This is a genomic window from Geobacter pickeringii (genome assembly GCF_000817955.1).
GTDB lineage: Bacteria > Desulfobacterota > Desulfuromonadia > Geobacterales > Geobacteraceae > Geobacter > Geobacter pickeringii.
On sequence record NZ_CP009788.1, the window covers coordinates 2,628,385 to 2,652,788 of the forward strand.

23 protein-coding genes and 1 pseudogene are annotated in these 24,404 nt (G+C 63.6%); 13 read left to right on the top strand and 11 right to left on the bottom strand.

Going from position 1 to position 24,404, the window contains the following annotated elements:
* Nucleotides 1–159 precede the first annotated feature (159 nt).
* Nucleotides 160–423: a hypothetical protein gene (locus tag GPICK_RS11835; protein ID WP_039743459.1), complete on the top strand. Its 264-nt coding sequence runs from the start codon at nucleotides 160–162 to the stop codon at nucleotides 421–423.
* Between the two features lie 81 nt (nucleotides 424–504).
* Here the strand turns inward: GPICK_RS11835 and GPICK_RS11840 are convergent, their stop codons facing one another.
* On the bottom strand, nucleotides 505–882 hold the full coding sequence (locus tag GPICK_RS11840; protein WP_039743462.1) for a hypothetical protein: 378 nt from the start codon (nucleotides 880–882) through the stop codon (nucleotides 505–507).
* A 133-nt stretch (nucleotides 883–1,015) separates the two neighbouring features.
* The gene (locus tag GPICK_RS11845) at nucleotides 1,016–4,462 is read right to left on the bottom strand and encodes a pyruvate carboxylase (protein WP_039743464.1); all 3,447 of its coding nucleotides are present in this window, start codon (nucleotides 4,460–4,462) and stop codon (nucleotides 1,016–1,018) included.
* 269 nt (nucleotides 4,463–4,731) lie between these two features.
* Between GPICK_RS11845 and GPICK_RS11850 the strand changes: the two genes are divergently transcribed.
* Nucleotides 4,732–5,757, top strand: coding sequence for a peptidylprolyl isomerase (locus tag GPICK_RS11850; protein WP_039743465.1), 1,026 nt, complete (start codon nucleotides 4,732–4,734; stop codon nucleotides 5,755–5,757).
* Nucleotides 5,758–5,829: 72 nt separating this feature from the next.
* Here GPICK_RS11850 and GPICK_RS11855 read toward each other — a convergent pair whose 3' ends face one another.
* Together GPICK_RS11855 and GPICK_RS11860 are read right to left on the bottom strand one after the other, a co-directional pair.
* On the bottom strand, nucleotides 5,830–6,603 hold the full coding sequence (locus tag GPICK_RS11855) for a slipin family protein (protein ID WP_039743467.1): 774 nt from the start codon (nucleotides 6,601–6,603) through the stop codon (nucleotides 5,830–5,832).
* A gap of 79 nt (nucleotides 6,604–6,682) precedes the next feature.
* Nucleotides 6,683–7,984: an NfeD family protein gene (locus tag GPICK_RS11860; RefSeq protein ID WP_039743469.1), complete on the bottom strand. Its 1,302-nt coding sequence runs from the start codon at nucleotides 7,982–7,984 to the stop codon at nucleotides 6,683–6,685.
* Nucleotides 7,985–8,119: 135 nt separating this feature from the next.
* Here GPICK_RS11860 and GPICK_RS11865 point away from each other — a divergent pair, with 135 nt between their 5' ends.
* Both GPICK_RS11865 and GPICK_RS11870 read left to right on the top strand, forming a co-directional pair.
* Entirely contained in the window at nucleotides 8,120–11,347 is a 3,228-nt protein-coding gene (locus tag GPICK_RS11865) for a YhdP family protein (RefSeq protein WP_039743471.1), read from the top strand.
* Between the two features lie 81 nt (nucleotides 11,348–11,428).
* Complete coding sequence (locus tag GPICK_RS11870) at nucleotides 11,429–11,857, top strand: hypothetical protein (RefSeq protein ID WP_039743474.1); 429 nt, start codon at nucleotides 11,429–11,431, stop codon at nucleotides 11,855–11,857.
* Between the two features lie 51 nt (nucleotides 11,858–11,908).
* Here the strand turns inward: GPICK_RS11870 and GPICK_RS11875 are convergent, their stop codons facing one another.
* The 5 genes and pseudogenes from GPICK_RS11875 to cdaA all read right to left on the bottom strand — a co-directional run bounded on the left by GPICK_RS11875 (nucleotide 11,909) and on the right by cdaA (nucleotide 16,596).
* On the bottom strand, nucleotides 11,909–13,309 hold the full coding sequence (locus GPICK_RS11875) for a radical SAM protein (RefSeq protein ID WP_330217049.1): 1,401 nt from the start codon (nucleotides 13,307–13,309) through the stop codon (nucleotides 11,909–11,911).
* Nucleotides 13,252–13,590: pseudogene (locus GPICK_RS17850) on the bottom strand (cobalamin-dependent protein); the annotation flags it as partial. The pseudogene GPICK_RS17850 and the gene GPICK_RS11875, both read right to left, overlap by 58 nt.
* The gene (locus GPICK_RS11880; protein WP_039743476.1) at nucleotides 13,556–13,969 is read right to left on the bottom strand and encodes a (deoxy)nucleoside triphosphate pyrophosphohydrolase; all 414 of its coding nucleotides are present in this window, start codon (nucleotides 13,967–13,969) and stop codon (nucleotides 13,556–13,558) included. The pseudogene GPICK_RS17850 and the gene GPICK_RS11880, both read right to left, overlap by 35 nt.
* 70 nt (nucleotides 13,970–14,039) lie before the next feature.
* Nucleotides 14,040–15,077 (bottom strand): C40 family peptidase, encoded by a 1,038-nt coding sequence (locus GPICK_RS11885; protein ID WP_039743479.1) that lies wholly within the window; start codon nucleotides 15,075–15,077, stop codon nucleotides 14,040–14,042.
* A 106-nt stretch (nucleotides 15,078–15,183) separates the two neighbouring features.
* On the bottom strand, nucleotides 15,184–16,596 hold the full coding sequence (gene cdaA, locus GPICK_RS11890) for a diadenylate cyclase CdaA (RefSeq protein WP_039743481.1): 1,413 nt from the start codon (nucleotides 16,594–16,596) through the stop codon (nucleotides 15,184–15,186).
* Between the two features lie 190 nt (nucleotides 16,597–16,786).
* Here cdaA and ubiE point away from each other — a divergent pair, with 190 nt between their 5' ends.
* The 8 genes from ubiE (at nucleotide 16,787) to galU (ending at nucleotide 21,599) form a co-directional block, all read left to right on the top strand.
* Nucleotides 16,787–17,503 (top strand): bifunctional demethylmenaquinone methyltransferase/2-methoxy-6-polyprenyl-1,4-benzoquinol methylase UbiE, encoded by a 717-nt coding sequence (gene ubiE / locus GPICK_RS11895; protein WP_039743482.1) that lies wholly within the window; start codon nucleotides 16,787–16,789, stop codon nucleotides 17,501–17,503.
* Nucleotides 17,504–17,578: 75 nt separating this feature from the next.
* Nucleotides 17,579–17,896, top strand: coding sequence for a YggT family protein (locus tag GPICK_RS11900; RefSeq protein WP_039743484.1), 318 nt, complete (start codon nucleotides 17,579–17,581; stop codon nucleotides 17,894–17,896).
* Entirely contained in the window at nucleotides 17,893–18,342 is a 450-nt protein-coding gene (locus GPICK_RS11905) for a DivIVA domain-containing protein (protein ID WP_039743485.1), read from the top strand. The genes GPICK_RS11900 and GPICK_RS11905 overlap by 4 nt, the downstream gene beginning before the upstream one ends.
* On the top strand, nucleotides 18,332–18,640 hold the full coding sequence (locus GPICK_RS11910; RefSeq protein WP_039743487.1) for a DUF167 domain-containing protein: 309 nt from the start codon (nucleotides 18,332–18,334) through the stop codon (nucleotides 18,638–18,640). Before GPICK_RS11905 ends, GPICK_RS11910 begins: the two co-directional genes overlap by 11 nt.
* Before the next feature lie 93 nt (nucleotides 18,641–18,733).
* Nucleotides 18,734–18,988 carry an FmdB family zinc ribbon protein gene (locus GPICK_RS11915; RefSeq protein WP_039743489.1) on the top strand — a complete coding sequence of 85 codons (255 nt, stop codon included), beginning with the start codon at nucleotides 18,734–18,736 and terminating at the stop codon, nucleotides 18,986–18,988.
* A 175-nt stretch (nucleotides 18,989–19,163) separates the two neighbouring features.
* On the top strand, nucleotides 19,164–19,811 hold the full coding sequence (locus GPICK_RS11920) for a methylenetetrahydrofolate reductase C-terminal domain-containing protein (protein WP_039743491.1): 648 nt from the start codon (nucleotides 19,164–19,166) through the stop codon (nucleotides 19,809–19,811).
* A 13-nt stretch (nucleotides 19,812–19,824) separates the two neighbouring features.
* Nucleotides 19,825–20,703, top strand: a complete 879-nt coding sequence (locus GPICK_RS11925) for a methylenetetrahydrofolate reductase (RefSeq protein WP_144400141.1) — start codon at nucleotides 19,825–19,827, stop codon at nucleotides 20,701–20,703.
* 23 nt (nucleotides 20,704–20,726) lie between these two features.
* Nucleotides 20,727–21,599 (top strand): UTP--glucose-1-phosphate uridylyltransferase GalU, encoded by an 873-nt coding sequence (gene galU, locus GPICK_RS11930; RefSeq protein WP_039743493.1) that lies wholly within the window; start codon nucleotides 20,727–20,729, stop codon nucleotides 21,597–21,599.
* 12 nt (nucleotides 21,600–21,611) lie between these two features.
* Here galU and GPICK_RS11935 read toward each other — a convergent pair whose 3' ends face one another.
* Nucleotides 21,612–22,499: a TonB family protein gene (locus GPICK_RS11935; protein WP_039743494.1), complete on the bottom strand. Its 888-nt coding sequence runs from the start codon at nucleotides 22,497–22,499 to the stop codon at nucleotides 21,612–21,614.
* 69 nt (nucleotides 22,500–22,568) lie between these two features.
* On the bottom strand, nucleotides 22,569–23,144 hold the full coding sequence (locus GPICK_RS11940; RefSeq protein WP_039745715.1) for a TMEM165/GDT1 family protein: 576 nt from the start codon (nucleotides 23,142–23,144) through the stop codon (nucleotides 22,569–22,571).
* Nucleotides 23,145–23,491: 347 nt separating this feature from the next.
* Between GPICK_RS11940 and htpX the strand changes: the two genes are divergently transcribed.
* Nucleotides 23,492–24,352 (top strand): zinc metalloprotease HtpX, encoded by an 861-nt coding sequence (gene htpX, locus GPICK_RS11945; RefSeq protein ID WP_179944525.1) that lies wholly within the window; start codon nucleotides 23,492–23,494, stop codon nucleotides 24,350–24,352.
* Nucleotides 24,353–24,404 lie beyond the last annotated feature (52 nt).

Consider the following 24,404-nt stretch of genomic DNA (forward strand, 5'->3'; position numbering starts at 1 on the left):
GCACGAAAGGGGGAGAGTCATTGACTCTCACCCTTTTTTTCGCACTCTCACCCCACCGCAACACCCTGCAATCGCAATTTATTTCCGAACCGCTCAAAACATGAGACTTATTATGTCGCACACCCATGGTTTCATGATAAAAAACGATGGAGGTGCGCCATGATCTACCTTACTACTGACAATCACGACCAGGGGGTCTACTTCGACCTGCGCAAGAACGAGCCGCGCCGCCGGACCGGCGGGGTCGAGCACGTCATCCACGGGCTCCTCGGCAACGGCATCGCCGAAGTCCCGGTGACGGTCCGGAGCTGGCGGGACTGGATGGAGATCGTCGTCGGCACGGGGGAGCTCTTCAACTTCGTGGAGGAGCGGGACATCCGGCGGATTCTCGGCCAGGTGGTGCGGGAGATGGAACTTCACTAGAGAGGGTATCCCCACCAAAAATGAAAAGGCCCGCCGATCGCCCGGCAGGCCCTTTACCTTCACGTCACCGGATGCGGCGGATCAGTGCGCCACACCCTCACCACCCGGCTGGCTGCGCATGGAGGACTTGGCCTGCTCTATCGCCTCCATCTCCTTGAGCTTCTCGCCGAGCCAGTGATGGAAGTCCCGGGCAGTCTGGTGGTTGAGCACCACGCCGGTCGGGACGAAGCGGACGAGACTCTGGGCAAAATCCTCGGGCTCCACGCCGGTTTCGGCGCCGATGGTGCCGTTGGGGTTGATCTCGTGGGTAATCTCGTTGGGGAGGGGGGGGCGCTCCAGATAGAAGTTCACCACCAGCTCGCCCCGGGGAGAGACGCCGCCGTGGGCGCCGTTCACGTAGAGCGGGTTGTAATCGTAGGTGAAGATGTACTTGAAGGTTACTTCAGGCTTGTTGGACACAGTGCTCTCTCCTTTTCACGGGTGATCTTCATGCCGCCGGAGCGGAAATGACAAAGGGGGGACCGGCGTGGTGCCGGCCCCCCCCTTGTATCATGTTCCCGCCCCGGAATCGAGCGTTTTGCACACGTCCCTGTTACGCCATCACGATGAGAAGATCTTCCTTCTCCACCTTGTCCCCTTCCTTGAACTTCACCTCGGCGACGGTGCCGTCCTCCCTGGCCTTGACGTTGGTCTCCATCTTCATCGCCTCGGTGACCATGAGGACGTCGCCGGCCTTCACTTCGTCGCCCGCCTTGACGTTGAGCTTCAGCACCTTGCCCGGCATCGGCGCGCCGACGTGCTTGGCATTCCCCTTGTCGGCCTTCTCCCGCACCGCCTCGTCGGTCTGGACCGACTGGTCGCGCACCACCACGCTCCGGGCGTTGCCGTTCAGCTCGAAGAAGATGTGCCGGGTGCCGTCGGGGTGGACCTTGCCGATGGCGTTCAGCTTGATGATGAGGGTCTTCCCCGGTTCGATCTCGATGGAGGTCTCCTGCCCCGGCTCCAGGCCGTAGAAGAAGATGGGGGTCGGGATGACCGAGGTGTCGGAATGGTCGAGGCGGTGCCGGTCGAACTCCGGGTAGACGTGGGGGTAGAGGATGTAGCTCATGAGCGCCTTGTCGTCCACGGGGTGCCCCACCTTCTCCTCCACCTTGAGCCGCTCCTCGTCGAAGTCCACCGGCTCCAGGAGCTCACCGGGACGGCAGGTGATCGGCTCCTCCCCCTTCAGGATGATCTTCTGGAGTTCTTCCGGCCACCCCTGGTAGGGCTGGCCGAGCATCCCCTTGAACATGCCGACAACGGACTCGGGGAAGGCGAGCTCTCCCCCCTGGGTGAAGACATCCTGCACATCCAGGTTGTTCTTCACGAGGAACATGGCCATATCCCCCACCACCTTGGACGACGGCGTCACCTTCACGATGTCGCCGAAGAGGAGGTTCACCTTGTGGTACATCTCCTTGCACTCCTCCCAGCGGTCCAGGAGGCCAAGGCCGGCCACCTGGGGCTTGTAGTTGGAGTACTGGCCACCGGGGATCTCGTGGTGGTAGACCTCGGCGGTGCCGTTCTTGAGCCCCGACTCGAAGGGGGCGTAGTAGTCGCGCACCGTCTCCCAGTAGTTGGCCAGTTTCTGGAGACCTTCTTCGTCCAACTGGGTATCCCACTCGGTCCCCTTCAGGGCCGCCACCAGGGCGTTCAGGTTCGGCTGGGCCGTGAGCCCCGACAGCGACGACAGGGCCGCATCGACGATGTCGACCCCTGCCTGGCAGGCCATGAGGAGCGTGGCGCTGCCGTTGGAGGAGGTGTCGTGGGTATGGAGGTGGACCGGGATGCCGATGTTCTCCTTGAGGGCCTTCACGAGCTGATAGGCGGCGAAGGGCTTCAGGAGCCCCGCCATGTCCTTGATGGCGAGGATGTGGGCCCCCATCCGCTCCAACTCCTTGGCCATGTTCACGTAGTATTCCAGCGGGTACTTGGTCCTGGTGGGGTCGGTGATGTCGCCGGTGTAGCAGATGGCCGCCTCGCAGATCTTGCCGCTCTTGCGGACCGCCTCCATGGCCACAGCCATCCCCTTGGTCCAGTTGAGGGAGTCGAAGACCCGGAAGATGTCGATGCCGGAGGAAGACGCCTCCTCCACGAAGCGCTGCACCACGTTGTCCGGGTAGTTGGTGTACCCCACGGCGTTGGAGCCCCGCAGGAGCATCTGGAAGAGGATGTTGGGTATCGCCTCGGAGAGCTTGTGGAGCCGCTGCCACGGGTCCTCCTTCAGGAATCGCATGGAGACGTCGAAGGTGGCGCCCCCCCAGCACTCCAGGGAGAAGAGTCCTGCCCCCAGGTATGAGGTCGGCTCGGCGATCTTCAGCAGATCATAGGTGCGGACCCGGGTGGCCAGGTTCGACTGGTGGGCGTCCCGCATGGTGGTGTCGGTGATGAGAAGTTTCTTCTGCTCCAGAATCCTCTTGGAGAGCCCATCGGCCCCGAGCGTCATAAGGAGATCGCGGCTCCCGGTGGGACGGGGCGTGGAGAGATCCACCTCGGGCACCCGGGCCTCCAAAAGCTCCACCGACTTGAGGGGCTTGGTGATTCCCGGCGAGCCGTTGACGATGACCTCGCCGAGGAAGCTGAGGACCTTGGTGGCCCGGTCCTTCTTCTCGACAATCCGGAGGAGCTCCGGCTGCTTTTCGATAAAGGAGGTGTCACACTTGCCGCTGAGAAAGACCGGGTGGGTGATGACGTTTTCCAGGAAGCCGATGTTGGTCTTCACCCCCCGGACCCGGAACTCCTGGAGCGAGCGGTTCATGATGTGAGCCGCTTCGTCGAAGGTGAGCCCCCAGGAGGTGACCTTCACGAGGAGCGAGTCGTAGTGGGGGGTGATCACCGAGCCGGTGAAGGCATTGCCGGCATCGAGCCGGACCCCGAAACCGGCCGAGGAGCGGTAGGTGGTGATGGTGCCGAAGTCCGGGGCGAAGTTGTTGGTCGGGTCCTCGGTGGTGATCCGGCACTGGATGGCGTATCCCCGCATGTCGATGGCGGCCTGGTTCGGGATGTTGATGGCGGGGTCGGAGAGCTTCTTCCCCTCGGCCACGAGGATCTGAGCCTGGACCAGGTTGCGGCCGGTGATCATCTCGGTCACCGTGTGCTCCACCTGGATGCGGGGGTTCATCTCGATGAAGTAGAAGCTCCCCTCCTGATCCAGAAGGAACTCGACGGTGCCGGCGTTGCGGTACCCCACCTGCCCGGCGATCTTGAGGGCCGCGGTGCAGATCTCCTCGCGGGCCTGCTGGGTCAGGCAGAGGGCCGGGGCGAACTCCACCACCTTCTGGTGGCGGCGCTGGATGGAGCAGTCCCGCTCGAAGAAGTGGACCAGATTGCCATGCGTGTCGCCCAGGACCTGGACCTCGATATGCTTCGGATTCTCGATGTAGCGCTCCAGGAAGACCGCCGGATTGCCGAAGGCCGCCTTGGCCTCGCTGCGGGCCGCCACGAGCCCCTCCAGAAGCTCCTTCTTGCTGCGGGCCACCCGCATGCCGCGCCCGCCGCCACCGGCCGCCGCCTTGATGATGATGGGGTAGCCGTAGTTCTTGGCGAAGATGAGGGCTTCTTCCTCATGCTCGATGGGGTCCTCGGTGCCGGGGACGGTGGTGACGCCGGCGGCCATGGCCACCTTGCGGGCCGCCACCTTGTCCCCCAGGGCCCGCTGCATCTCGGCCGTGGGGCCGATGAAGACGATCCCCGACGCCTCGCACTTCTCGGCGAACTCCGCGTTCTCCGAGAGGAAGCCGTAGCCGGGATGGATGGCGTCCACGTCATGCTGCTTGGCGACCGCGATGATTTCGTCGATGCCGAGATAGGCATCGATGGGACTCTTCCCCTTTCCCACCTGGTACGCCTCGTCGGCCTTGTAGCGGTGGAGGGAGAGCTTATCCTCTTCCGAGTAGATGGCCACGGTACTGATGCCGAGCTCCGTACAGGCGCGGAAGATCCGGATCGCGATCTCCCCCCGGTTTGCCGCCATCACCTTCCTGAACTGTCTTTTTTCCATCCCTGCCTCCCCATCGTCGATTTTACCAATAATAAAACAAATACAAGCACATTAAAACTTTAGCGTGACTAAATTTGTTTCGTTATTATGAATAGTTACGGCGCCAAGACCGCCTCTCGAATAAAACCAGATAGCACCACCCCTGTCAACAGTAAACTTACGTTCTACACGGCCCCATCCTCTCGTTCCTGACAGATTTTTATTTAACAATCTGCCCGAGAGATGGTAACCTTATTCTGTTTTTACCCCAGAAAAGGAGATCACACGGCATGCACTTCAGAATCAGACTCTGTACGCACCTCGTTTCTGCCGCGTCACTCGTAGCTCTCACCCTCCCCGGCATCGCGCCGGCACAGGAGAAGGCACCCGCACCGAAGACGGAGAAGACCGCCAAGGCGCCCGCACCGACCACCGTGGTGGCCACGGTCAATGGTGTCGACATCACCCGCGCCGATCTGGAGCGGGCGAAAAAGGTCCTCCTCTCCCAGAACCGGATGGAAATGCAGCCGATGAACGCCGAGATGACCAAGCGGGTTGAAGAGGCCGCCCTCCAGCAGCTCATCGCCAAGGAGCTCCTCTATCAGGCCGGGCGGAAGCTCGAAATCAAGGATATGGACAAGCAGGTCCAGGATCGGGTCGCCCAGAGCAAGGCCCGCTTCCCCTCCCCCGCCGAGTACGAAAAGACCCTCAAAGAGATGAACATGAACGACAAGGATGTCGAGACCTTTGCCCGTGAGGACCTGGTCATCGGCAACCTGGTGGAGAAGGAGATCGCCTCGAAGATCACCGTCTCCGACGAGGAAGCGAAAAAGTTCTACGACGAGAACCTCGACAAATTCAAGCAGCCGGAGACGGTCCGCGCCAGCCACATCCTGGTGGGAGCCGACGCCAAGGCGACCGCGGAGGAGAAGAAGAAGGCGAAGGAGAAGGCCGAGGCGATCCTCAAGAAGCTGAAAGAGGGCGCCGACTTTGCCGAAACCGCCAAGAAAGAGTCTTCCTGCCCCAGCTCGGCCCAGGGAGGCGATCTCGGCGTCTTCGGCAAGGGGCAGATGGTCCCCGAGTTCGAGAAGAGTGCCTTCTCCCTGAAACCGGGTGAGACGAGCGGTGTGGTGGAGACCCAGTTCGGCTACCACATCATCAAGCTGGCGGAAAAGCACGACGCCGAAACCACCAAGTTCGACGACGTGAAGGAGCGCCTTGCCCAGTACCTCAAGAACCAGAAGGTCCAGAAGGGGATCGGCGACTACGTGGAAGAGCTCAAGAAGAAGGGGAAGGTCGAGATCCTCGCGAAGTAGCGTCCCCGCACAGAATGCGCCACCAGGCCCGCCGGTTTCGGCGGGCCTTTTTTTATCCGCCGGCCGCCGTCATCACTCCTTCTTCTCGCCGGGACGCTCCAGGAACATCTTGATGAGGTCGATGGGGACCGGGAAGATGGTGGTGGAGTTCTTCTCCGCCGCGATCTCGGTCAGGGTCTGGAGATAGCGGAGCTGGAGCGAGCTCGGCTGCCTGGCCAGCACCCCCGCCGCCTCGGCCAGCTTGGTGGAGGCCTGGAGCTCGCCGTCGGCGTGGATCACCTTGGCCCGCCGCTCCCGTTCCGCCTCGGCCTGCTTGGCGATGGCCCGGAGCATCTCCTGGGGGAGGTCGATGTTCTTGACCTCCACCGCCGTCACCTTCACCCCCCACGGACCGGTATGCCGGTCGAGGATCTCCTGGAGCTCCCTGTTGATCTTTTCACGGTTGGCCAGCAGTTCGTCCAGCTCCACCTGCCCCAGCACGCTGCGCAGGGTCGTCTGGGAGAGCTGGCTGGTGGCGTAGAGATAATTCTCCACCTCCACGATGGCCTTCTCGGGCCCCATCACCCGAAAGTAGATGACCGCCGACACCTTCACCGTCACGTTGTCGTGGGTGATGACGTCCTGGGGAGGAACATCCAGGGCCACGGTCCGCAGCGACACCCGGACGAGGCGGTCGACACCGGGGATGATGAAGAAAAGCCCCGGTCCCCGCACCCCGGCGAGACGACCGAGACGGAAGAGGACCCCCCGCTCGTACTCGGGGAGGATCCGGATGGCGCTGGCCGCGAACATCACCAGAAGGATGACGAGAAAGACCACCGGCACGAAGTTGAAGACGTCGAACATGTGAATACCTCCATAATGGCCGGGACCCGCGTCAGAGCCCGGCGACAATAAAATCAGGCTGTTCCGGGGTCTCCGGCTATCACTCCCCGATTCCGGCCCTTCTCACCTTCAGCCGCATCCCCTCCACCGCCAGCACCGTCACCCGTTCCCCTTCGGCAACCGGCTCGTCGCTCCAGGCGTTCCAGTATTCGCCATGGATGAAGACCCGTCCTTCGGGGGCGAGGGGGGTAAGGGCGCTCCCGGTTTCTCCCTGCAACCCCTCGCGGCCGGTGGCGGGCTTTTTCCGGTGGGCCCGGACCGCCATGGTGACGGCAAAGACCGAGAATGCGGAAACAGCGGCAACCGTCACCAGGATCACCTGCCACGACACCCGCAGGTACGGCTCCGGCGACTCGAACAGCAGCAGCGACCCGAGGACCATGGCGATTACCCCTCCGACCGTCAGCATTCCGTGGGAAACGATCTTGATCTCGGCGATGAACAGGATGAGCGCGAGGAGGATGAGGAGCACTCCGGCGTAGTTCACCGGCAGGGTCTGGAGGGCGAAGAACGCCAGGAGCAGCGAGATGCCGCCGATGACCCCCGGCAGGATCACTCCGGGATTGGAGAGTTCGAAGAAGATCCCGAGGAAGCCGAGCATGAGGAGGATGTAGGCGACGTTCGGATTGCCGATGACGTCGAGCACCCGCTCGCGGGGCCCCATCGCCGCTTCCCGCACCGTGGCGCCGGCAAGGGAGAGCACCATGGTCCGCTCCCCCCGGACGACCCGCCAGCCGTCGAGCTTTCGGAGGAGTTCGCGCCGGTCAACCGCCACAAGGTCGACCACCTTTTCGGCAAGGGCCCTCTCTGCCGGCAGCGAGAGGCTCTCCCGCACCATCCGTCGGGCCACGTCGGCGTTTCTGCCGCGGCGCGTCGCGATCCCCTCCACGTAGGCCTCGGCGTCGTTCAGGACCTTCTCCTCCATGACCCGGTCCTGCTTTTCGCCAAGGGAAACCGGATGGGCCGCGCCGATGTTCGTCCCCGGCGCCATGGCGCAGACATCGGCCGCCAGGGCGATGACCGCTCCGGCCGAGGCGGCCCGGGCGCCGGAGGGCGAAACGAAGACCGCCACGGGAACCGGACTTGCCATGACCCCTTTTACGATCTCCCGCATGGCGCTGTCAAGGCCGCCGGGAGTATCCATCTCCATCAGGAAGAGGCTGTCGCCGCTGCGGGAGGCGTCGGCGAGATTGCGCGCGAGGTAGGACGAGGTAACCGGATTGACCGCCCCCCGTACCGTCACGACCCGCACCGTTGCCGCCGCGGCGTCATGGGGTGCGAACGAGGCAACCAACCAGACAATAAGGAAAATGACGAGGCACCGGAGCGTGGTCGTGATCATGAAAAAAGTATACCCCTCTCCCACTCCCCGTCAACGCAGGCTCTGCCGGAAAAACAAGAGGTTGCGACAGGGGACGGGGGGGAGTATACTCCCTTCTGATTACCCCGGCTCCCCCCGGACGCAAGGACCGCCACCATGACCCCGAAACGCAGGAACCTCATCATCGCCGTGCTGCTGACGCTGGCGGTGCTCCTCGGCGCCGCCGGCACCATCCTCGTCGCCCGGCTCCACGAACTCGACACCTACAAGGGGCAGATCCTGGCCGAGGTGGAGAAGGCCCTGAACCGCAAGGTCACCTACGAGAAGGGGGATGTCTCCATCGGCTTCGGTCCGGCCTTCAGCTTCACCCGGGTTGCCATCATGGAGAAGGATGGCAGCTCCGTCTTCGCCACGGCCGACCGGTTGAGCTTCCGGCTGGCCCTGCTGCCGCTTCTGGATAAGCGGGTGGTGATCCGCACGCTGGAGGTGGAGCGCCCCACGGCCCGCATCGTCCGCACCCCCGACGGCACCTTCAACATCAGCGACCTGCTGGAGGAGAAAAAAGAGGGGGTGGCTCTGCGTCTGCGGGGCATCCGGATCGCCGACGGGACCGTAACCTTCACCGACCGCGCCGCCGCTCCCGACGGGGTGGTGACGGTCTTCGAAAAGACCGACCTGAGCCTCGACCGGCTGACCCGGGGGAAGAGGACCGCCCTGGAGCTCTCCACCACCATCGCCGAGGGGAGGAACCGAAGCACCCTTTCGGTCCGCGGATCGGTGAAACTGGCCCCCAAAGATCACCCACTCGCCGACTCCCGCGTCGACGTGAAGGTGCTCGCCCGCAATCTCGATGCCGGCCATTACTGGCCCTACTACGCCCGGTTCGTCCCGTTCCGGCAACTCGCCGGCCGCTTCAACCTGGAGAGCCATTTCGAGGGGACCGCCGGCGACTTCGCCTCCAAGGGGACGGTGCGGGTTGCGGGGCTGCGGTTCGACTACCCCCAGGTCTTCCACGCCGTCCTCACCCCCCGGGATCTGCAGCTGGCCTACGAGATGAAGCGCACCTCCCGCGAGGTCGACATCTCCGCCGTGGATCTCCGGATGGATGGCCTCGCCGTCAAGGGAAGCTGCGCCATCAAGGATATCAACACCCGCGATCCCCGGATCGTTGCCCGCACCACCATCGCCCCGTTCCAGCTGGAAAAGTTCTTCTGGTACATCCCCTTTGGCATCATTGCCGACGACACCTCCCGGTTCATCGAACAGCACATCAAGGGGGGAACCTTCCGGGTCGACGACGGGAGGCTCGACGGCCGGATAAGCCAGATCCTCCACATGGAGCGGGGGCAGAACTACAACATCCTGACGGTCAGGGCCAGGGCCCTTGGCGGCGCCATCGTCGACATGGGGCACGGCGTCCCCCCCTTCACCGGCATCAAGGGGGAACTGGAGCTGGCCGGCAAGAACTTCACCCTCCGGAACATGGCGGGCAAGTTCGGAAGCTCTCCCTTCACCATGAACGGCATGATCTCCGACTACCCCCTGGACACCCCTTCCGGCTACCCGTTCTCCGCCGTGGTCTCCCCCGAGCAGCCGGAGCTTGCCTGGCTCATGGGTCCGACCCACGGCGCCAGGCTCCATCTGGCGGGGGGATCAACGTTGCGCCTCACCGGCGCGGGCTTCACCTCCGGCTACACCCTGAACGGCGAATGGAACCTGGCGGGTGCCGCCTACAGCTTCGTGGACGTCGTCGCCAAGCCGGCGGGCCAGCCCAACACGCTGTCGTTCAAGCTGGGGCTCGGCAGGACGGTCCCTACCACCCTTTCGTGCCAGTACACCCTCCCGCCCCTCGCCCTGGGGCTCAACGCCCGGTTCCATCCGGGGAAGGGAACGCCCAATCATCTGGAGATCAGGAGCAACCAGTTCTCCATGGCCGCCGTGGCCCCCCTCGTGCCGCGGGCGCGCCCATACCTCCCCCAGGGACGGATGCAGGTGAACGCCCGGGGCGAGGGGGAAGCGGAGTCCCTGGCCGACATGAACTGGAGCGGAGAAATTGCCCTGGGAGGGGCTTCGTTCCGACCGGCAGCGGATATGAAACCGCTGGGGAACATCAACGGCAGCATCCGCTTCCGCGGCAAATCGCTCGAAACGCCGCGCCTCTCGATGATGCTCGGCAGCTCCCCGGTCTCCGGGAGGGGAACCCTCACCGGGTTCGACAATCCGTCGTTTGCGGTCGATTTTTCATCGCCGTCCCTCGACCTCGCCGATCTGGGGCTCAGATCCCCCAAGGGTGCCCCCCGGATTCAGCAGCTCCAGGGAAGCCTCTCCCTTCACGAGGATACCCTCAGGATCCGCACCCTCTCGGGCAAGGTCAACAACTCCGTTTTCTCCCTCAAGGGGACGGTTGAGGACCTGCGCCATCCGCGCACCGACCTCACCCTTTCGGCGCCGTTTCTCGACGTCGGCGACGTCATCCTCCTGGCTGGGGTGCGGCGCCCCGGCACCGGCAACGGCTCCCCCCTTACCATCAGGGCCGCCGTCAATGCCGATGCGGGAAGATACGAGAATCTCCCCTTCAAGAAGCTCAAGTCTGTCGCCATGTACGAGGATGGCATCCTCTACCTGCAGCCCCTGGAATTCGGCGCCTTCGGCGGCACGGTCTCCGGCCGGGTCCGGGCCGATTTCGGCTCCGCCGGCCAGTCGCGCTATCAGGCCAGCCTCACGGTGGATGACGTGTCGGCGGAGCAACTGGTCCAGGCCCTCAACCTCCGGCTGCGCAACGAGATCATCACCGGCTCCCTCGCCCTTCAGGCAGAGCTGACCGCCAAGGGGGAGAGCGTTGCCGACCTGAAGAAGACCCTCCTCGGCAACGTGAAGCTCCACCTCCAGGACGGGTCACTGCGCAAATACTCGGTCCTGTCGAAGATATTCTCCATCCTCAACGTCTCCCAGCTCTTCAAGTTCAGGCTCCCGGACATGGTGTCGGGGGGGATGCCGTACAACGAGATCAATGCCACCTTCTCGGTCCACGACGGCGTCATCGCCTCCAACGATCTCTTCATCGACAGCGAAGCGATGAACATCTCGGCCGTGGGGAAAATCGACCTGTTCCGGGAGGAGATCGACGCCACCGTCGGCGTGCAGCCCCTGCAGACGGTCGACAAGGTGGTGAACCGGATTCCGATCGTCGGCTGGATCCTCACCGGCAAGGACAAGAACTTCATCACGACCTATTTCGAGGCAAAGGGGAAATGGGACGACCCGGTCGTCACCGCCATCCCGGTCAAGTCCATGGCGCGGGGAGTATTCGACATCTTCAAGCGGGTTTTCCAGCTCCCCGCCAAGCTTTTCACCGACACCGGCGAGGTAATCCTGGGAAAATAGGCCGTTGTTTTTGATGTTGTAAAACATTCGGAACCTATGATAAGTTTCCGTTTTGTAGAAACCCCAGACAGGAGGATACAGGTGAAAAAGACAGTATTGGTTGCTCTTGCAGTCGTTTCCCTTGCCGCCGCCGGGTGCAAGGAGAAGCCGAAGGCTCCGGAAACTCCGGCAGCACCCCAGAGCGGCATGCCGGCTCAAGGCCAGATGCCCCAGGATGCAGCTCATGGCGGCGGTGATCCGCACGCCGGGCTGAAGCCCCAGGAAATTCCCGCCGGTGCGGGCCACAAGGGGAAAGTCCTCTCTACGATGGACGCGGCTGGTTATACTTACCTGGAAGTCGAGGAAAACGGCCAGAAGTTGTGGGTTGCCGTCATGCAGACCAAGGTAAAGGTAGGCGATCAGGTCGAGTTCCCCGACTCGCCGCCGATGGTCAACTTCCACAGCAAGACCCTCAACCGCACCTTCGAGAAGATCATCTTCGCACCGGGCCTGCGGACCGCAGGGAAGTAGACACGACCCCAACAGCAGAAAAGGCGGCATCCTCCAGGGTGCCGCCTTTTTTCATTCCCTTTTCCCGAGCTTCTTCAGACGGTCCCGGGCCTCCCCATTGTGGGGATCGAGCTCACCGGCACGTTCGTAGTGCCGTCGCCCCCCCTTCCGATCCCCGGCCATGAGCCGCAGATCGCCGAGCGCCAGATAGGCGGGGAGGTGGGACGGCACGAGCTTCACGACCCGCCGGAACATCCTCTCAGCCTCGTCGATCTCCCCCGCCTCGCCGAAGAGCCCCCCCAGGGCAAGCCATCCCCACGGGTTTTCCGGCTGCCGTTCCGTGATTTCCCGGTAAGCATCGCCGGCGGAGCCGAAATCTCCGCGATCCTCATGCCACCCCCCAAGCGCCAGCGCCGTGGCGTGACAGAAACCGAGGAGCTGCCGCTGGCGGGCGAAATCCGCCGGACCGAAGCGGGCGCGCCGTCCGGCCCGGTCCACGGCACGGAGGATCGTTTCCACGGAGCGCGTGACGGCAGGGTCGGTCCGGACATAGAACGCCTCGCCCCGCTGCCGCTCGAAAAGATCGGGGGGGACCCCTCCCTCCCGCACGGCATCGGCGAAGAGGGCCGTGCCGGGGTAATAGGCCAGGGGGGCCACCTGTCCGTCGTGGGGGAGGATATCGTTCACGAGCGTGACCGTGGCCTGCACGTCTTCCTCGGTTTCACCCGGAACACCGGCAATAAGGTAGACGGAGAGCGCGATCCCCGCCCGGCGGGTGGCCCGGGCAGCACGTCGCACCTGCTCCGGTGTGATCCGCTTGCCGAGCAGCGCCAGCACCCTCTCCGATCCCGACTCGACACCATACTGGACGCACTCGCAGCCGGCCCGACGCATCCAGAGGAGCATCTCCTCATCGACGCAGTTGACGCGCGACTGGCAGCTCCAGAGGATATGCACCTGCTCTTCCAGCAGCAGGCGGCAGAATTCGATCACCCGATCGGCCCGCGCCGTGAACGTATCGTCCCGCAGCGAAAAGTAGATGAGTCCGTAGCGGTCGCGGAGCAGGCGAATCTCGTCGACCATGGAACGGGGAGAGCGGAACCGGAGCGATTTGCCCCAGAACAGGGGGGAGGAGCAGAAACGGCACGACGCGGGGCATCCCCGGGAAGTGATGATGAACTCCAACTGGCGGCGGATGTCGCACCCCTCGGCCCGTTCGTACCCCCGGAGGGGAAACGGCAACCGGTCGAGATCGGACAGCGGGGGCCGGAGGGAAGAGCGCACCACTCCCCCCCCCGGGACGCGAGCCCCGGCACCGAAAGGAAATCCCCCCCTCCCCCAGCCAGCATCCGGGCAACGTCGAGGACGGTCTCCTCCCCCTCGCCGAGCACCACGGCATCCACCTCGGGGTGACTGTCCAGAATGGCGGCAGCGGTGTGCGTGGCGTGGGGCCCCCCGAGCAGGGTCGTGCACGAGGGGAGGAGGCGCTTCGCCAGGGCCGCAAGCCTGAGCGACTCGAACCGGTTGTGGGTGAACTGGGAGATACAGAGAAGGTCTGGCCGCTCCCGGACAAGGAGGGCTTCGGCATCGGCCCAGGAAGAGCCCGACAGATTGGCCAGCAGAGGGTCGAAGCCATGGGTCCGCAGCACGGCGCCAATGTACCCGAGGCCGGTGGGGAGCAGCGAGGTGTAGGGATCCCGCGCTCCGGCGGGGTGCGATTTATAGAGAAGGAGTATCCGCAGGGGCGAACTCACGTGCAATCCTCTCCGCAAGGGGGATGTCGGCTGGAAGGAGGTCGAACTGGGGAATCTCAGAGGGAAGAACCCAGCAGTGCCCCGCAACGTCGAGCTCCCGGAGTTCCCCGCCGGTCCAGGAACAGCGGTACGCAAGGACCATGACGGGCCGTTCGGGGTAGCGGTGGTACACCACCTCGTATATCCCTTCCACCGCCACCTCCATGGCGAGCTCCTCCCGCACCTCGCGGACGATGCAGGCCTCGGGGTGCTCTTCCGGTTCGAGCTTGCCGCCGGGAAACTCCCAGAGCAGGGGATAGGGGGCGTCGGGCTTGCGCCGCGTGAGCAGTATCCGGCCACCATGGGAGATGATGGCGGCAGTGACGATCAGGGGAAGCATCGGCGGTGCACCTCAAAAAAAAATCCGGCCCACGGCCGGATTTCGATAGTCAGCGAAAAGGGTCCGCCGGTTACTTGAGCAGGCTGACCCCAAGGGTGTCGTTCATCAGGATATCCTCAACCCCTTCCTCCTCGACCCCGGCGGTCAGGTCATCAAGCCTGAGGGTGTCGGGATTGACCCTGGCGATCCGCTTGGCCCCCAGGAACCGTGAACGGTAGTAAGGGGTATCAATGGAGGAAATCACGACGCGCCGGTCGCGGGACGAGGCATGGATCATCTTGTTGTTGCCGAGATAGATGCCGACGTGGGAGGCAAAGCGCGCGTAGGTGTGAAAAAAGAGCAGATCGCCCTTCTGCAGGTCGCCCGTGGCCACCGCGTTCCCCATCTGGAACTGCTCGCGGGCGGTGCGGGGGAGGGTTACGTCCAGCTCCCGGAACACGTGCTGGACAAAGCTGGAGCAGTCGAGACCACGACGGGTCGTTCCCCCGAAGCGATACCGGGTGCCGATGAAGCTGTAGGCGCTCTTTTTCAGCTCTGTGATACCGTCAACCTGGAGCGTTACCCCCTTGGTGAAATCGGCGGGACGGTCCGGATCGCCATCCATCAGTTCTGCGAGGCTCTGCTCGTATTCCTTCTCGCTGAAGAGCTCACCATTTCTGAGGGGCTTCTTCAGGGAGAGCTTCGGTGCCGGCTCCGCCGCCGGAGTCGGATCGGCCTCCTTCAGTACGAGGAACTGTCCAGGCTTCAGGCGGTTTTTGCGCAGCGCGTTGAGCCGCCGCAGTTCCCCCTCGGCAACACCGGTCTTGCGTGCCACCTTGGCAAGGGTATCCCCCTTTTTGACCTTGTAGGTGCTTGCCGAAGTCTTGGGAGCATCAGAGGAAGTATCAGCCGCCGTGCGGGGAGGGATGACGAGGACGGTACCGGGAGAAACGCGGTTCTTGGCGAGGTTGTTGGCGGCCTTGAGCTCGCCGGCACTGACGTGATACTTGCGTGCTATGGAGGTAACGGTCTCGTTTTTGCGAACTTTATGGGTCTTGGCGGCAAAGGAAAGGGAAGGAAAAACGAGCAGGAAGACGGTGAGCGCGGCAAGCCGCAATCGTATGTTCATACTCCCTCCTTCATGATATTTGTTTTACCACATTCAAAAAAATACTGGATTTTTATAACAAAACGTCACCCGATTGTCAAACTATTATCGCTCCAGCCCCGCACCGTCATCGTCCCGAGGCGACAATCCGCACCCGAACAGGCTCTTCGCGCAGCACCCTGAGCTGCGGCGACGGCGGCACAAGCTTCGCATCCACCACCGCACTTTCCCGGAACTGCCCGAGATTGATCTCTTCGGTGCGGATCGTATCGAACTGGGTCATCAGGTACTCAGGCCCCTCCACCAGCACCTCTCCCGGCTCCACCCTGATCTTCTGCAGCCGGAGCCGGCCGGGAAGCTCGCCGACGGTCTTTGCCTTCACCCGGAGCGGCTTTCGCACCTTGCGGGCGACGGTCACCCTCGCCATCGGCGGATTCACCGTGGTGACCACAACCCCGAGGGGGAGCTTCATGTCCCCTTCGCGGATCGCCAGGTTGTTCACCCCTTCGCGAACATTGGAGAGGTCCAGATCGGCCACGATATCGAGTTGTTTCGGCGACGGGATCAGGCTTGAGAAAACCTTGAGCTGCACCTCTACCTCCTCCGGTGCGCTCTTGACGAGCACCACGTTGGCCGGCAGGTTGTGGAACTTGATCGGCACCGTGACGGTAAAGATCCCCCCCTGCTTGGTGGTGATGACGAGCCAGCTCGCCACCACGGCGAGGACGGTCACGATCTTCGGGACGAGGTTGCGGAAGAGGAGTTGCCGCAGCGGCAGGCGGACCTTTTCCTGCCGCTGGGGATAGAGGAGCCCCCGCAGCCGCTCGGCAAGCTCTTCCGCCGTCCCGATCCGTTCGATCTCACCGCCGAGGGCGAGCCCCACCTCCCCCCGCTCTTCCGAGACGATCACCACCGCCGCGTCGGAACGCTCGCTGAGCCCGATGCCGGCCCGGTGCCGCGTGCCGAAGTGGCGGGGAAGCTCGGCCTTTCCCGAGAGGGGGAGATGACAAGACGCCTCGGTGATGCGGCCCTCCTTGATGACCACCGCCCCGTCGTGGAGGGGGGTCCCGTTGAGGAAAATGCTGCCGAGGAGCTGGCTGCTGGGGAGGCTGTCGAGACGGACCCCGTGCAGAAGATAGTCGTCGAGCGCCTCCTGGCGCTGAAAGGCGACGATGGCGCCGGTCCGCTCGCGGGCAAGGCCGAAGATGGTCCGGGAGAAATCGGCGAGGTCGATCTCCCCCCCACCCTCCTGGCGGCCGAAAAGATTGCGCAGCAGGCTGAAGCGATAGAGCGCCTGCCGGATCTCCGCCTGAAAGATCACGATGATGAGGACAAAGAGCACCGTGCCGAGTTCCTGGAGGATCCAGCTCGTCATGAAGAGCCCGAGGTTCTTCGTGACGAAATAGACCCCCACGAGGAAGGCCATGCCGATCAGCACCTGCATCGCCCGCGTATGCTTGAACCAGCTGTAGAGCTGATACGCGAGGAAGCTCATGATGACGATGTCGGCGATGTCTTGCCAGCGGATTAACGGAGCCACGGTCTGAACCGCACCTTTCCTTGTGTTTAGGGGAGTCGGCCGGGGGCAATCGGCGGAGCCGCAGGCAACCGGCGCCAGCCAAAATCTGCTGGCGCGGGTACCGGGTTGTGTGCTACAAACGTCGGGTTGCCCCCGGTAATTGAATCAAGATTTATACCACTCTTGCCGCCAAAAGGACAGAATTAATACCATGTACAAGCTATCGGAAAAGGGTGAACGGATCCGGGAGATGTTCAGCGACATCGCCCCCCGCTACGACTTCCTCAACCGCCTTCTCAGCCTCGGCATCGACCGCCGGTGGCGTCGGGTGGCGGTCCGGCTCGCCAAATGGAGTGACGGGGGAAAGGTCCTCGACGTTGCCACCGGCACCGGCGACGTAGCCCTGGAGATCGCCCGCCAGACACCGCCGTCGGTCTCCATCGTCGGCATCGACTTTTCCGAAGGGATGGTGGCCCTCGGCCGGGAAAAAGTGGCCCACTCCCCCTATGCCGGCCGGATCACCATGGAAATAGCCCCGTGCGAGGCGATTCCCTTTCCCGATGGCACGTTCGACTCCGTCACCATCGCCTTCGGCATCCGCAACGTCGTCGACCGCGCCCGGGGACTCTCCGAGATGCTGCGGATCCTCAAGCCGGGGGGGCGCGCCGTGATCCTCGAATTCTCCACCCCCCGCTCCCTGCTGTTCAAGAAGATCTATTACTTCTACTTCCTGCGGGTCCTGCCGGTCATCGGCGGCCTCTTCTCGCGGTTCAGCGCCTACAAGTATCTTCCCGATTCGGTCCTCGAATTCCCCACCCAGGGGGAGTTCCAGTCCCTGATGGAGTCGGTCGGCTTCCGGAACACGGCCTACCGCGACCTCACCTTTGGCATCGCCACGGTCTATACGGGAGAGAAGACGGCGAAATAGCGCTCGTTTCCTTGACACGCCAGGGCCGTTTCGGTATAAATCGACCGGTAGCCATCCCTCCGAAGGGGCAATCCCATGTTCGTCTTCGCCAATTTTCTCCTGGCTATCGCAAAAATAGCCGACATCCTCCTCACCATCTACATGTACGTCATCATTGCCCGGGCCATCGTCTCCTGGGTGAATCCCGATCCGTACAACCCCATCGTCAGTTTCCTCTACCGGAGCACCGAACCGGTCCTCACACGGATCCGCCGCATCCTCCCCGACCTGGGGGGTCTCGACCTGTCGCCGATCATCGTGCTGGTGGCCATCTACTTTCTCCAGAGCTTCGTGGTCCGCACCATCTACGACCTCGGATATAAAATGAAAGTCGGTATGGGAGTGATGCCGTGAAGATAACCCCCCTCGACATCCAGCAGCAGCAGTTCAAAGGTAAGATGCTCGGCGGCCTCGATCCGGAGGACGTGGACGGCTTCCTCCAGATGGTAGCCCAGGAGATGGAGGGACTTGTCCGCGAGAACACCGAACTCCGGGAGCAGTGCCGGAAGGCGGCGGCGGACGTGGAGCAGATGGCTCGCCAAGAGAAGGACCTGCGGGAGGCGATGCTCGCCGCCCAGAAGATCACCGAAGAGATGAAGGCCAACGCCCAGAAGGAGGCCTCCCTCGTCATCTCAGAGGCGGAGATGAAGGCCGAGAAGCTCCTGGTCGACGCCGAACGCCGCCTCGCCCAGCTCGGGAACCAGATCCAGGAGCTCCGCCGGCAGAAGGTCCAGTTCGAGAGCTCGTTCAAGTCGCTCCTCGACACCCACTACAAGATGCTCTCCCTCGATGAAGCCTGACACCTCCGCCGGCGGCCTGAAAATCTCCGAGGCCGCCGACAGCGCCACCTTCAGCGTCCACGTCCAGCCCCGGGCCTCGAAAAACGAGCTCTGCGGCGTCCAGGGAGACGCCCTCAAGCTCCGGCTCACCTCCCCTCCGGTGGAAGGGGAGGCAAACCGCCTCTGCGTCGAATTCATCGCCAAGCTCCTGAGAGTCCCGAAATCGGCGGTAACCATTGTTGCGGGTGAACGATCCCGCCACAAGACGATCCGGGTCATGGGGGTAACCGCCGCGGCGGTTACCGGGCTGCTCCGCTGATGCGGCGAAATTTCAGCACCCCGGTGGGTTGACAAAACCCTCAGCGAATCACTATATTGGTTGAAAATTGTTTCACAGGAGGTCCCCCCAGCGATGCCACTCTACGAATACCAGTGTACCCAGTGCGATAACCGTTTCGAGCTGCGCCAGAAGTTCTCCGACGAGCCGGCTACGGAGTGTCCCTCCTGCGGCGGCGCGGTTCAGAAGCTCATCTCCCAGAGCGGGTTTGCCCTCAAGGGGGGAGGCTGGTACGCCGAAGGCTACGGCAGCGGCGGAAGCAAGAAACCCGACGCCCCCCCCTGCGGTTCGGGCGGCGGTTGCGCCGGCTGCCCCTCCGCCGCGGCATAAATTTTCCATCCCCTCTCGACATCGAAATCCCCCGCCCTCCGGGGGATTTTTTTTGTTTGTCGCCCCCCAAACTCCCTTTACAACGCCATCCCCGTTCCCGTATTATCCTGAGACCGTTTTCACCGTTGGCGCCGATCAACGGAGGCACCACCACCGACGCTGTCCAGGACGAGCCATGATCGTCAGCAAGCAGAAACCGTTTTCCGAGATCCTCGCTTCCCTGGAGAACATTTCCCGCGTCTTCCTGATCGGCTGCGCCAAGTGTGCGACGGTCTGCAAGTCGGGTGGAGAGGAACAGGTCTGGCGGATGCAGGAGGATCTCATTGCCGCCGGCAAGGAGGTCACCGGATCGATGGTGATCGACGAGGCATGCCACATGCTCCGGGTGCAGCGGGACCTGCGGGCCAAGGGGGAGATGGTGACGGCCGCCGAGGCGCTCATCGTCCTTTCGTGCGGTGCCGGGGTCCAATCGGTTTCGGCCGGCTCGGACCGCGCGACCATCGCCGCCCTCGACACCCTGTTCCTCGGCAACATCCGCCGGTTCGGCCAGTTCGAACAGCGCTGCTCCCTCTGCGGAGAGTGCCGCCTCAATGAAACCGCCGGCATCTGTCCGGTAACGGCCTGTCCGAAAGGTATCCTCAATGGTCCCTGCGGCGGCATGAGCGAGGGGAAGTGTGAAGTATCCCCCGACGCGGAATGTGCCTGGTACCAGATCTTCGTCCGACTCAGGGACCGGGACGGCCGCCCCCTTTCTCCGGAAACGACCCCACCCAAGGACTTCTCGAAGCTGGTCAAGCCGGGGAGCCTCACACTGGAAAGATAAGATGACCTCCCCGATGACATCCCCCCTGCATGAGCTGCTCGCGGCCGACCGGTTCGCCGTGACCGCGGAAATATCCCCCCCAAAGGGGAGCGACTGCGGAGAATTCCTGGAAAAGGCCCGTGCCCTCCGGGGAACGGTTGATGCCATCAATGTCACCGACAACCAGGGGGCGAACATGCGGATCTCCCCCCTGGCCCCGGCAGCGCTGCTGGTGCGGGAGGGGATCGAGCCGATCCTCCAGCTCACCTGCCGGGACCGCAACCGCCTCGCCCTCCAGAGCGAGCTTCTGGCCGCCGCCGCCTTCGGCGTCACCAACGTCCTGGCCCTCACCGGCGACTACATCACCTTCGGCGACCATGCCGCCGCCAAACCGGTCTTCGACCTGGACGCCGTGCAGCTCCTGCAGGCCATCACCACCCTGAACGCCGGCCGGGACCTCGCCGGCACGGCACTGCACGGCGTTCCCCGTTTTTATCCCGGAGCCGCCGCGGCGCCGGAAGCGGAGCCCTTCGAACTGACCCTGGCCAAACTGCGCAAAAAGGCCGCCGCCGGCGCCCGGTTCTTCCAGACCCAGGCGCTCTTCTCCCCGGAAAAGCTCATCCGGTTCGGGGAAGCGGTACGCCCCCTGGGGGTGAAGGTCATCGCCGGGGTGATCCTGATCAAGTCGGCCGGCATGGCCCGTTACATGAACGCACGCATCCCCGGGCTCACGGTCCCGCAGGAACTCGTCGCCGAGCTCGATGATGCCCCCCGCCCCCTGGAGACGGGGACGGCGATCGCCCGGCGCCTCGTGGCGACCCTGCGTCCCCACTGCGACGGCATCCACATCATGGCGATGGGAAAAGAGGAACTGATCCCCGAGATCCTGGCGGATCTGCATCGGGGCGATTAACCCGATCTGAAAGGAGTCGGATCATGCAGGTAAAAAAAGCGGTCTTTCCGGTGGCAGGTCTTGGCACGCGGTTTCTCCCCGCCACCAAGGCATCTCCCAAGGAGATGCTCCCCCTCATCGACAAACCGCTCGTGCAGTACGTGGTGGAGGAGGCGGTGGCGTCCGGCATCGAGCAGATCCTCTTCGTCACCGGCCGGGGAAAGCGGGCCATCGAAGACCACTTCGACATCTCCTTCGAGCTGGAGGCCCTCCTCCAGGAAAAGGGGAAGGACGACATGCTCCAGGAGGTGCGCGACATCGCCGAGATGGTGAACATCTTCTACGTTCGCCAAAAGCAGGCGATGGGGCTCGGCCACGCCATCCTCTGCGCCCGCGAGTTCGTAGGGAACGAACCGTTCGCCGTCTTGCTGGGCGACGACATCATCGACGGCGACAGGCCGTGCCTCGGCCAGCTCCTGGATGTCTACCGCAAGTATCGCGGGTCGGTCCTCGCCCTAGAGAAGGTGCCGATGGAAAACATCTCCTCCTACGGCTGCGTCAGGGCGAGCAGGATCACCGAACGGGTCTTCGAGGTGACCGACCTGGTGGAAAAGCCGAAGCGCGAGGAGGCTCCCTCCGACATGGCGATCATCGGCCGCTATGTCCTCACCCCCGACATCTTTCCGATCCTGGAAAAACAACAACCGGGCAAGGGAGGGGAAATCCAGCTCACCGACGCCCTTCTCACCCTCTCGCGCGACGAGGCGATCTACGGCTGCCTCTTCGAAGGGACCCGCCACGACTGCGGTGACAAGCTCGGCTTCCTGAAGGCGACGGTGGACCTGGCCCTCAAGCGGGACGAGTTTCATGGCGAATTCGAGCGCTATCTGCGGGAACGGCTCTGCGGCGAGGGGTAGAAGCGAGGGGGATCAGTGGAGGGTGCCGCGGCTCGAGCCGCGGACGATGCCGTACTGGAAGAAGGCGATGAGATTGAACTTGTCCTTGGTGTACCCTTTGGGGAACGGCCCCACGGGCCCCACCAGCCGGAGGGTCCGCTCGACCTCGCCGTCGAGGATTCTGCTCCCCGAGCTCTGCAGGATCTCGAATTTTTCGATCTCCCCCCGATTGTTGAAGGTTATCTTCACCGGCGTCACCCCTTCGACGCCGAGGCGCGCCGCCTCCTGCGGATAACGCCAGACCCCGTAAATCGAGTTCTCGAACCGGTGCAGAAACGAGCCGAACTGGATGTCGTCGGTATCGAGGAACTTCGTATCCCCCTCCGCCACCTCGGCGCTGTACTTCTTCCGGTAGCCTTCCTCCAGCTTCGCCATCCGCTGGGCGTTGGGCATCAGTTGCGCCATCTCGGGCAGCTGCGCTCCCCGCGGCTTCAGAACCCCTCCCCCTTGCGGCGCCTCGCGCACCGGAATATCCCCCCCCCTTCCCGTGGCAGACGGCGGCCCCGCTTCCCCCCCCCGCTGCGACGGGGGGAGGCGCTGGGGAGACGCCGCCGGTTGCCGGGGAGCCGGGACGGGGCGTGACGGCTGGAAGGCGAAACGATCCTGCTCCCGCTCCCCTTTCGGCGCCATCTCCCGCTGAACCCGCTCTCGCCGTTCGGCCTGGCGCCTGGCCGGACGTTCGGTTGGCGCCGGCGTCTCTTTCAGGTCGGGGAGGTCCTCCAGATCGATCATCACCGGTTCCTGCCGGACCTCCACCTTCCGTTCCGGCAGGAAAATGAAGGCAGCAAAGAGGGCGACGTGGAGCAGCAGCGAGAACGCAAGGAGATAGAGGAAGGATTTTTCAACGTAGCGATCGGACATCAGGCTCTCTGCCGGGCAATTCTTCCGCAAAACACCATTGTATTGCCCCGGGGAGAAAAACGCAACCGGTCACTGGCCGGCATAGGCCTGATAGAGGACCGCGGCGCCGAAGCCGAGGAAGAGGAACCCCGCAACCCGGTGGATTACCGAGAGGGGGACGAAGCGGACGAGCTGCTTTCCGAGGAAAATACCGAGGAGCGAGACCAGCCAGAGGGCCAGGGTCGAGCCGGTGAAGACGGCGGATGAGGAGGCATACTGGGCCGCCAGGCTGGTGGTGACGAGCTGGGTCTTGTCCCCCAGTTCCGCCAGCAGGATCATGAGAAACGACGTCATCACCGGCCCCCGGGCGGTGGCACGGCCCTCCTCCCCGCCATCATCCCCGGCACTTCGCAGCGTAGTGACGCCGAAATAGAGGAAGAGCCCTCCGGAGACGGCCTTGATCCAGAACAGCGGCAGGATGGTGAAGAGGAGCTTGCCCACGAGTACCGCCCCCAGGTTGAGGAGGGCGAAAGCCGCGGCAATGCCGAGAAACACCCTCTTCCACGGATACCGGGTGGCGAGGGCCATGGCGGTAAGCTGAGTCTTGTCGCCGAGCTCCGCGAGGAAAATCAGTCCGAAGGTGGTGAAAAAAACTGTCGAATCCATGAATCCTCCCGGGAAAACCTCGGGATAGTACGGGAAGTGCCGCCAAAATGCAAGGGGGGCGCCGCGCCGCAACGAACCCCTTGACACTGCCGACGGCGATCATTACTATAAGTCATGTTAAAGGGGAGTAGCAATCGGCCACCCACAAGGCCGACCCGACGCCCGTCACCACGGTGGCAACACCCGGGCCAGGGGCTTCCGACCGACCGTCGAAGCATGCAAGACCTTTACCCAAGGCGCCGTCTCGCCGTGGGTAAAGGTCTTTTTTATTTGCCCCGGCGCATCACTCTCACCCCGCCGTCGCTACCGGACCGGCGGGCGGTACACACCGGAGGTACCATCCCATGATGAACCGACTCAAAACCACCCTTCTCCTCACCCTTCTCACCCTCCTCATGGTTGCCATGGGGAGCGCCATCGGCGGCAGGTCCGGAATGGTCTATGCCTTTTTCATGGCCTGTGCCATGAACTTCTTCTCCTACTGGTTCTCGGACAAGATCGTCCTCTCCATGTACGGAGCACGGGAGATCACCGAGGCGGAGAACCCGCAGTTCTACGGCATGGTGCGGCGTCTCACCGTGAACGCCGGGCTGCCGATGCCAAAGGTCTACGTGATCCCCTCCGACAGCCCCAACGCCTTTGCCACCGGCCGCAACCCGAGCCACGCGGCGGTGGCGGCCACCGAGGGAATCCTCCGCATCCTCTCCCTCGAAGAGCTCGAGGGGGTCATGGCCCACGAGCTCTCCCACGTGAAGAACCGCGACATCCTGGTCTCCACCATCGCGGCAACCTTCGCCGGCGCCATCTCCATGCTTGGCCACATGCTCCAGTGGGCCGCCATGTTCGGCGGCGGCCGCAGCGACGACGACGAAGGGGCCGGCGGCATGATCGGCGGGCTCGCCATGGCCATCATCGCACCGATTGCGGCGATGCTGATCCAGATGGCGGTCTCCCGCTCCCGCGAGTACCTGGCCGACGAATCGGGGGCGCGCATCTGCGGCAACCCCCTGGCGCTGGCCAATGCGCTGCGCAAGCTCCACAGCGCTTCGCAGATGATCCCGATGCAGGAGGCCTCCCCCGCCTCGGCCCACCTCTTCATCGTCAACCCGCTCACCGGCGGATCGCTGCTCAATCTCTTCTCGACCCACCCGCCGATGGAAGAGCGGATCGCCCGGCTCGAGGCAATGGCGTACCACCGGAACTTCTGATACGCTCCGGGGGGACACCGCCGTGCCCCCACCCAACTTCCCCGGAGGGATC

What these genes read in the sequence shown, in the direction of transcription:
- GPICK_RS11835 (WP_039743459.1), top strand. Translation starts at nt 160, where the DNA reads ATGATCTACCTTACTACTGACAATCACGACCAGGGGGTCTACTTCGAC.
- GPICK_RS11845 (WP_039743464.1), bottom strand. Translation starts at nt 4,462, where the DNA reads ATGGAAAAAAGACAGTTCAGGAAGGTGATGGCGGCAAACCGGGGGGAG.
- GPICK_RS11850 (WP_039743465.1), top strand. Translation starts at nt 4,732, where the DNA reads ATGCACTTCAGAATCAGACTCTGTACGCACCTCGTTTCTGCCGCGTCA.
- GPICK_RS11855 (WP_039743467.1), bottom strand. Translation starts at nt 6,603, where the DNA reads ATGTTCGACGTCTTCAACTTCGTGCCGGTGGTCTTTCTCGTCATCCTT.
- GPICK_RS11860 (WP_039743469.1), bottom strand. Translation starts at nt 7,984, where the DNA reads ATGATCACGACCACGCTCCGGTGCCTCGTCATTTTCCTTATTGTCTGG.
- GPICK_RS11865 (WP_039743471.1), top strand. Translation starts at nt 8,120, where the DNA reads ATGACCCCGAAACGCAGGAACCTCATCATCGCCGTGCTGCTGACGCTG.
- GPICK_RS11880 (WP_039743476.1), bottom strand. Translation starts at nt 13,969, where the DNA reads ATGCTTCCCCTGATCGTCACTGCCGCCATCATCTCCCATGGTGGCCGG.
- GPICK_RS11885 (WP_039743479.1), bottom strand. Translation starts at nt 15,077, where the DNA reads ATGAACATACGATTGCGGCTTGCCGCGCTCACCGTCTTCCTGCTCGTT.
- ubiE (WP_039743482.1), top strand. Translation starts at nt 16,787, where the DNA reads ATGTACAAGCTATCGGAAAAGGGTGAACGGATCCGGGAGATGTTCAGC.
- GPICK_RS11900 (WP_039743484.1), top strand. Translation starts at nt 17,579, where the DNA reads ATGTTCGTCTTCGCCAATTTTCTCCTGGCTATCGCAAAAATAGCCGAC.
- GPICK_RS11910 (WP_039743487.1), top strand. Translation starts at nt 18,332, where the DNA reads ATGAAGCCTGACACCTCCGCCGGCGGCCTGAAAATCTCCGAGGCCGCC.
- GPICK_RS11915 (WP_039743489.1), top strand. Translation starts at nt 18,734, where the DNA reads ATGCCACTCTACGAATACCAGTGTACCCAGTGCGATAACCGTTTCGAG.
- GPICK_RS11920 (WP_039743491.1), top strand. Translation starts at nt 19,164, where the DNA reads ATGATCGTCAGCAAGCAGAAACCGTTTTCCGAGATCCTCGCTTCCCTG.
- GPICK_RS11925 (WP_144400141.1), top strand. Translation starts at nt 19,825, where the DNA reads ATGACATCCCCCCTGCATGAGCTGCTCGCGGCCGACCGGTTCGCCGTG.
- galU (WP_039743493.1), top strand. Translation starts at nt 20,727, where the DNA reads ATGCAGGTAAAAAAAGCGGTCTTTCCGGTGGCAGGTCTTGGCACGCGG.
- GPICK_RS11935 (WP_039743494.1), bottom strand. Translation starts at nt 22,499, where the DNA reads ATGTCCGATCGCTACGTTGAAAAATCCTTCCTCTATCTCCTTGCGTTC.
- GPICK_RS11940 (WP_039745715.1), bottom strand. Translation starts at nt 23,144, where the DNA reads ATGGATTCGACAGTTTTTTTCACCACCTTCGGACTGATTTTCCTCGCG.
- htpX (WP_179944525.1), top strand. Translation starts at nt 23,492, where the DNA reads ATGAACCGACTCAAAACCACCCTTCTCCTCACCCTTCTCACCCTCCTC.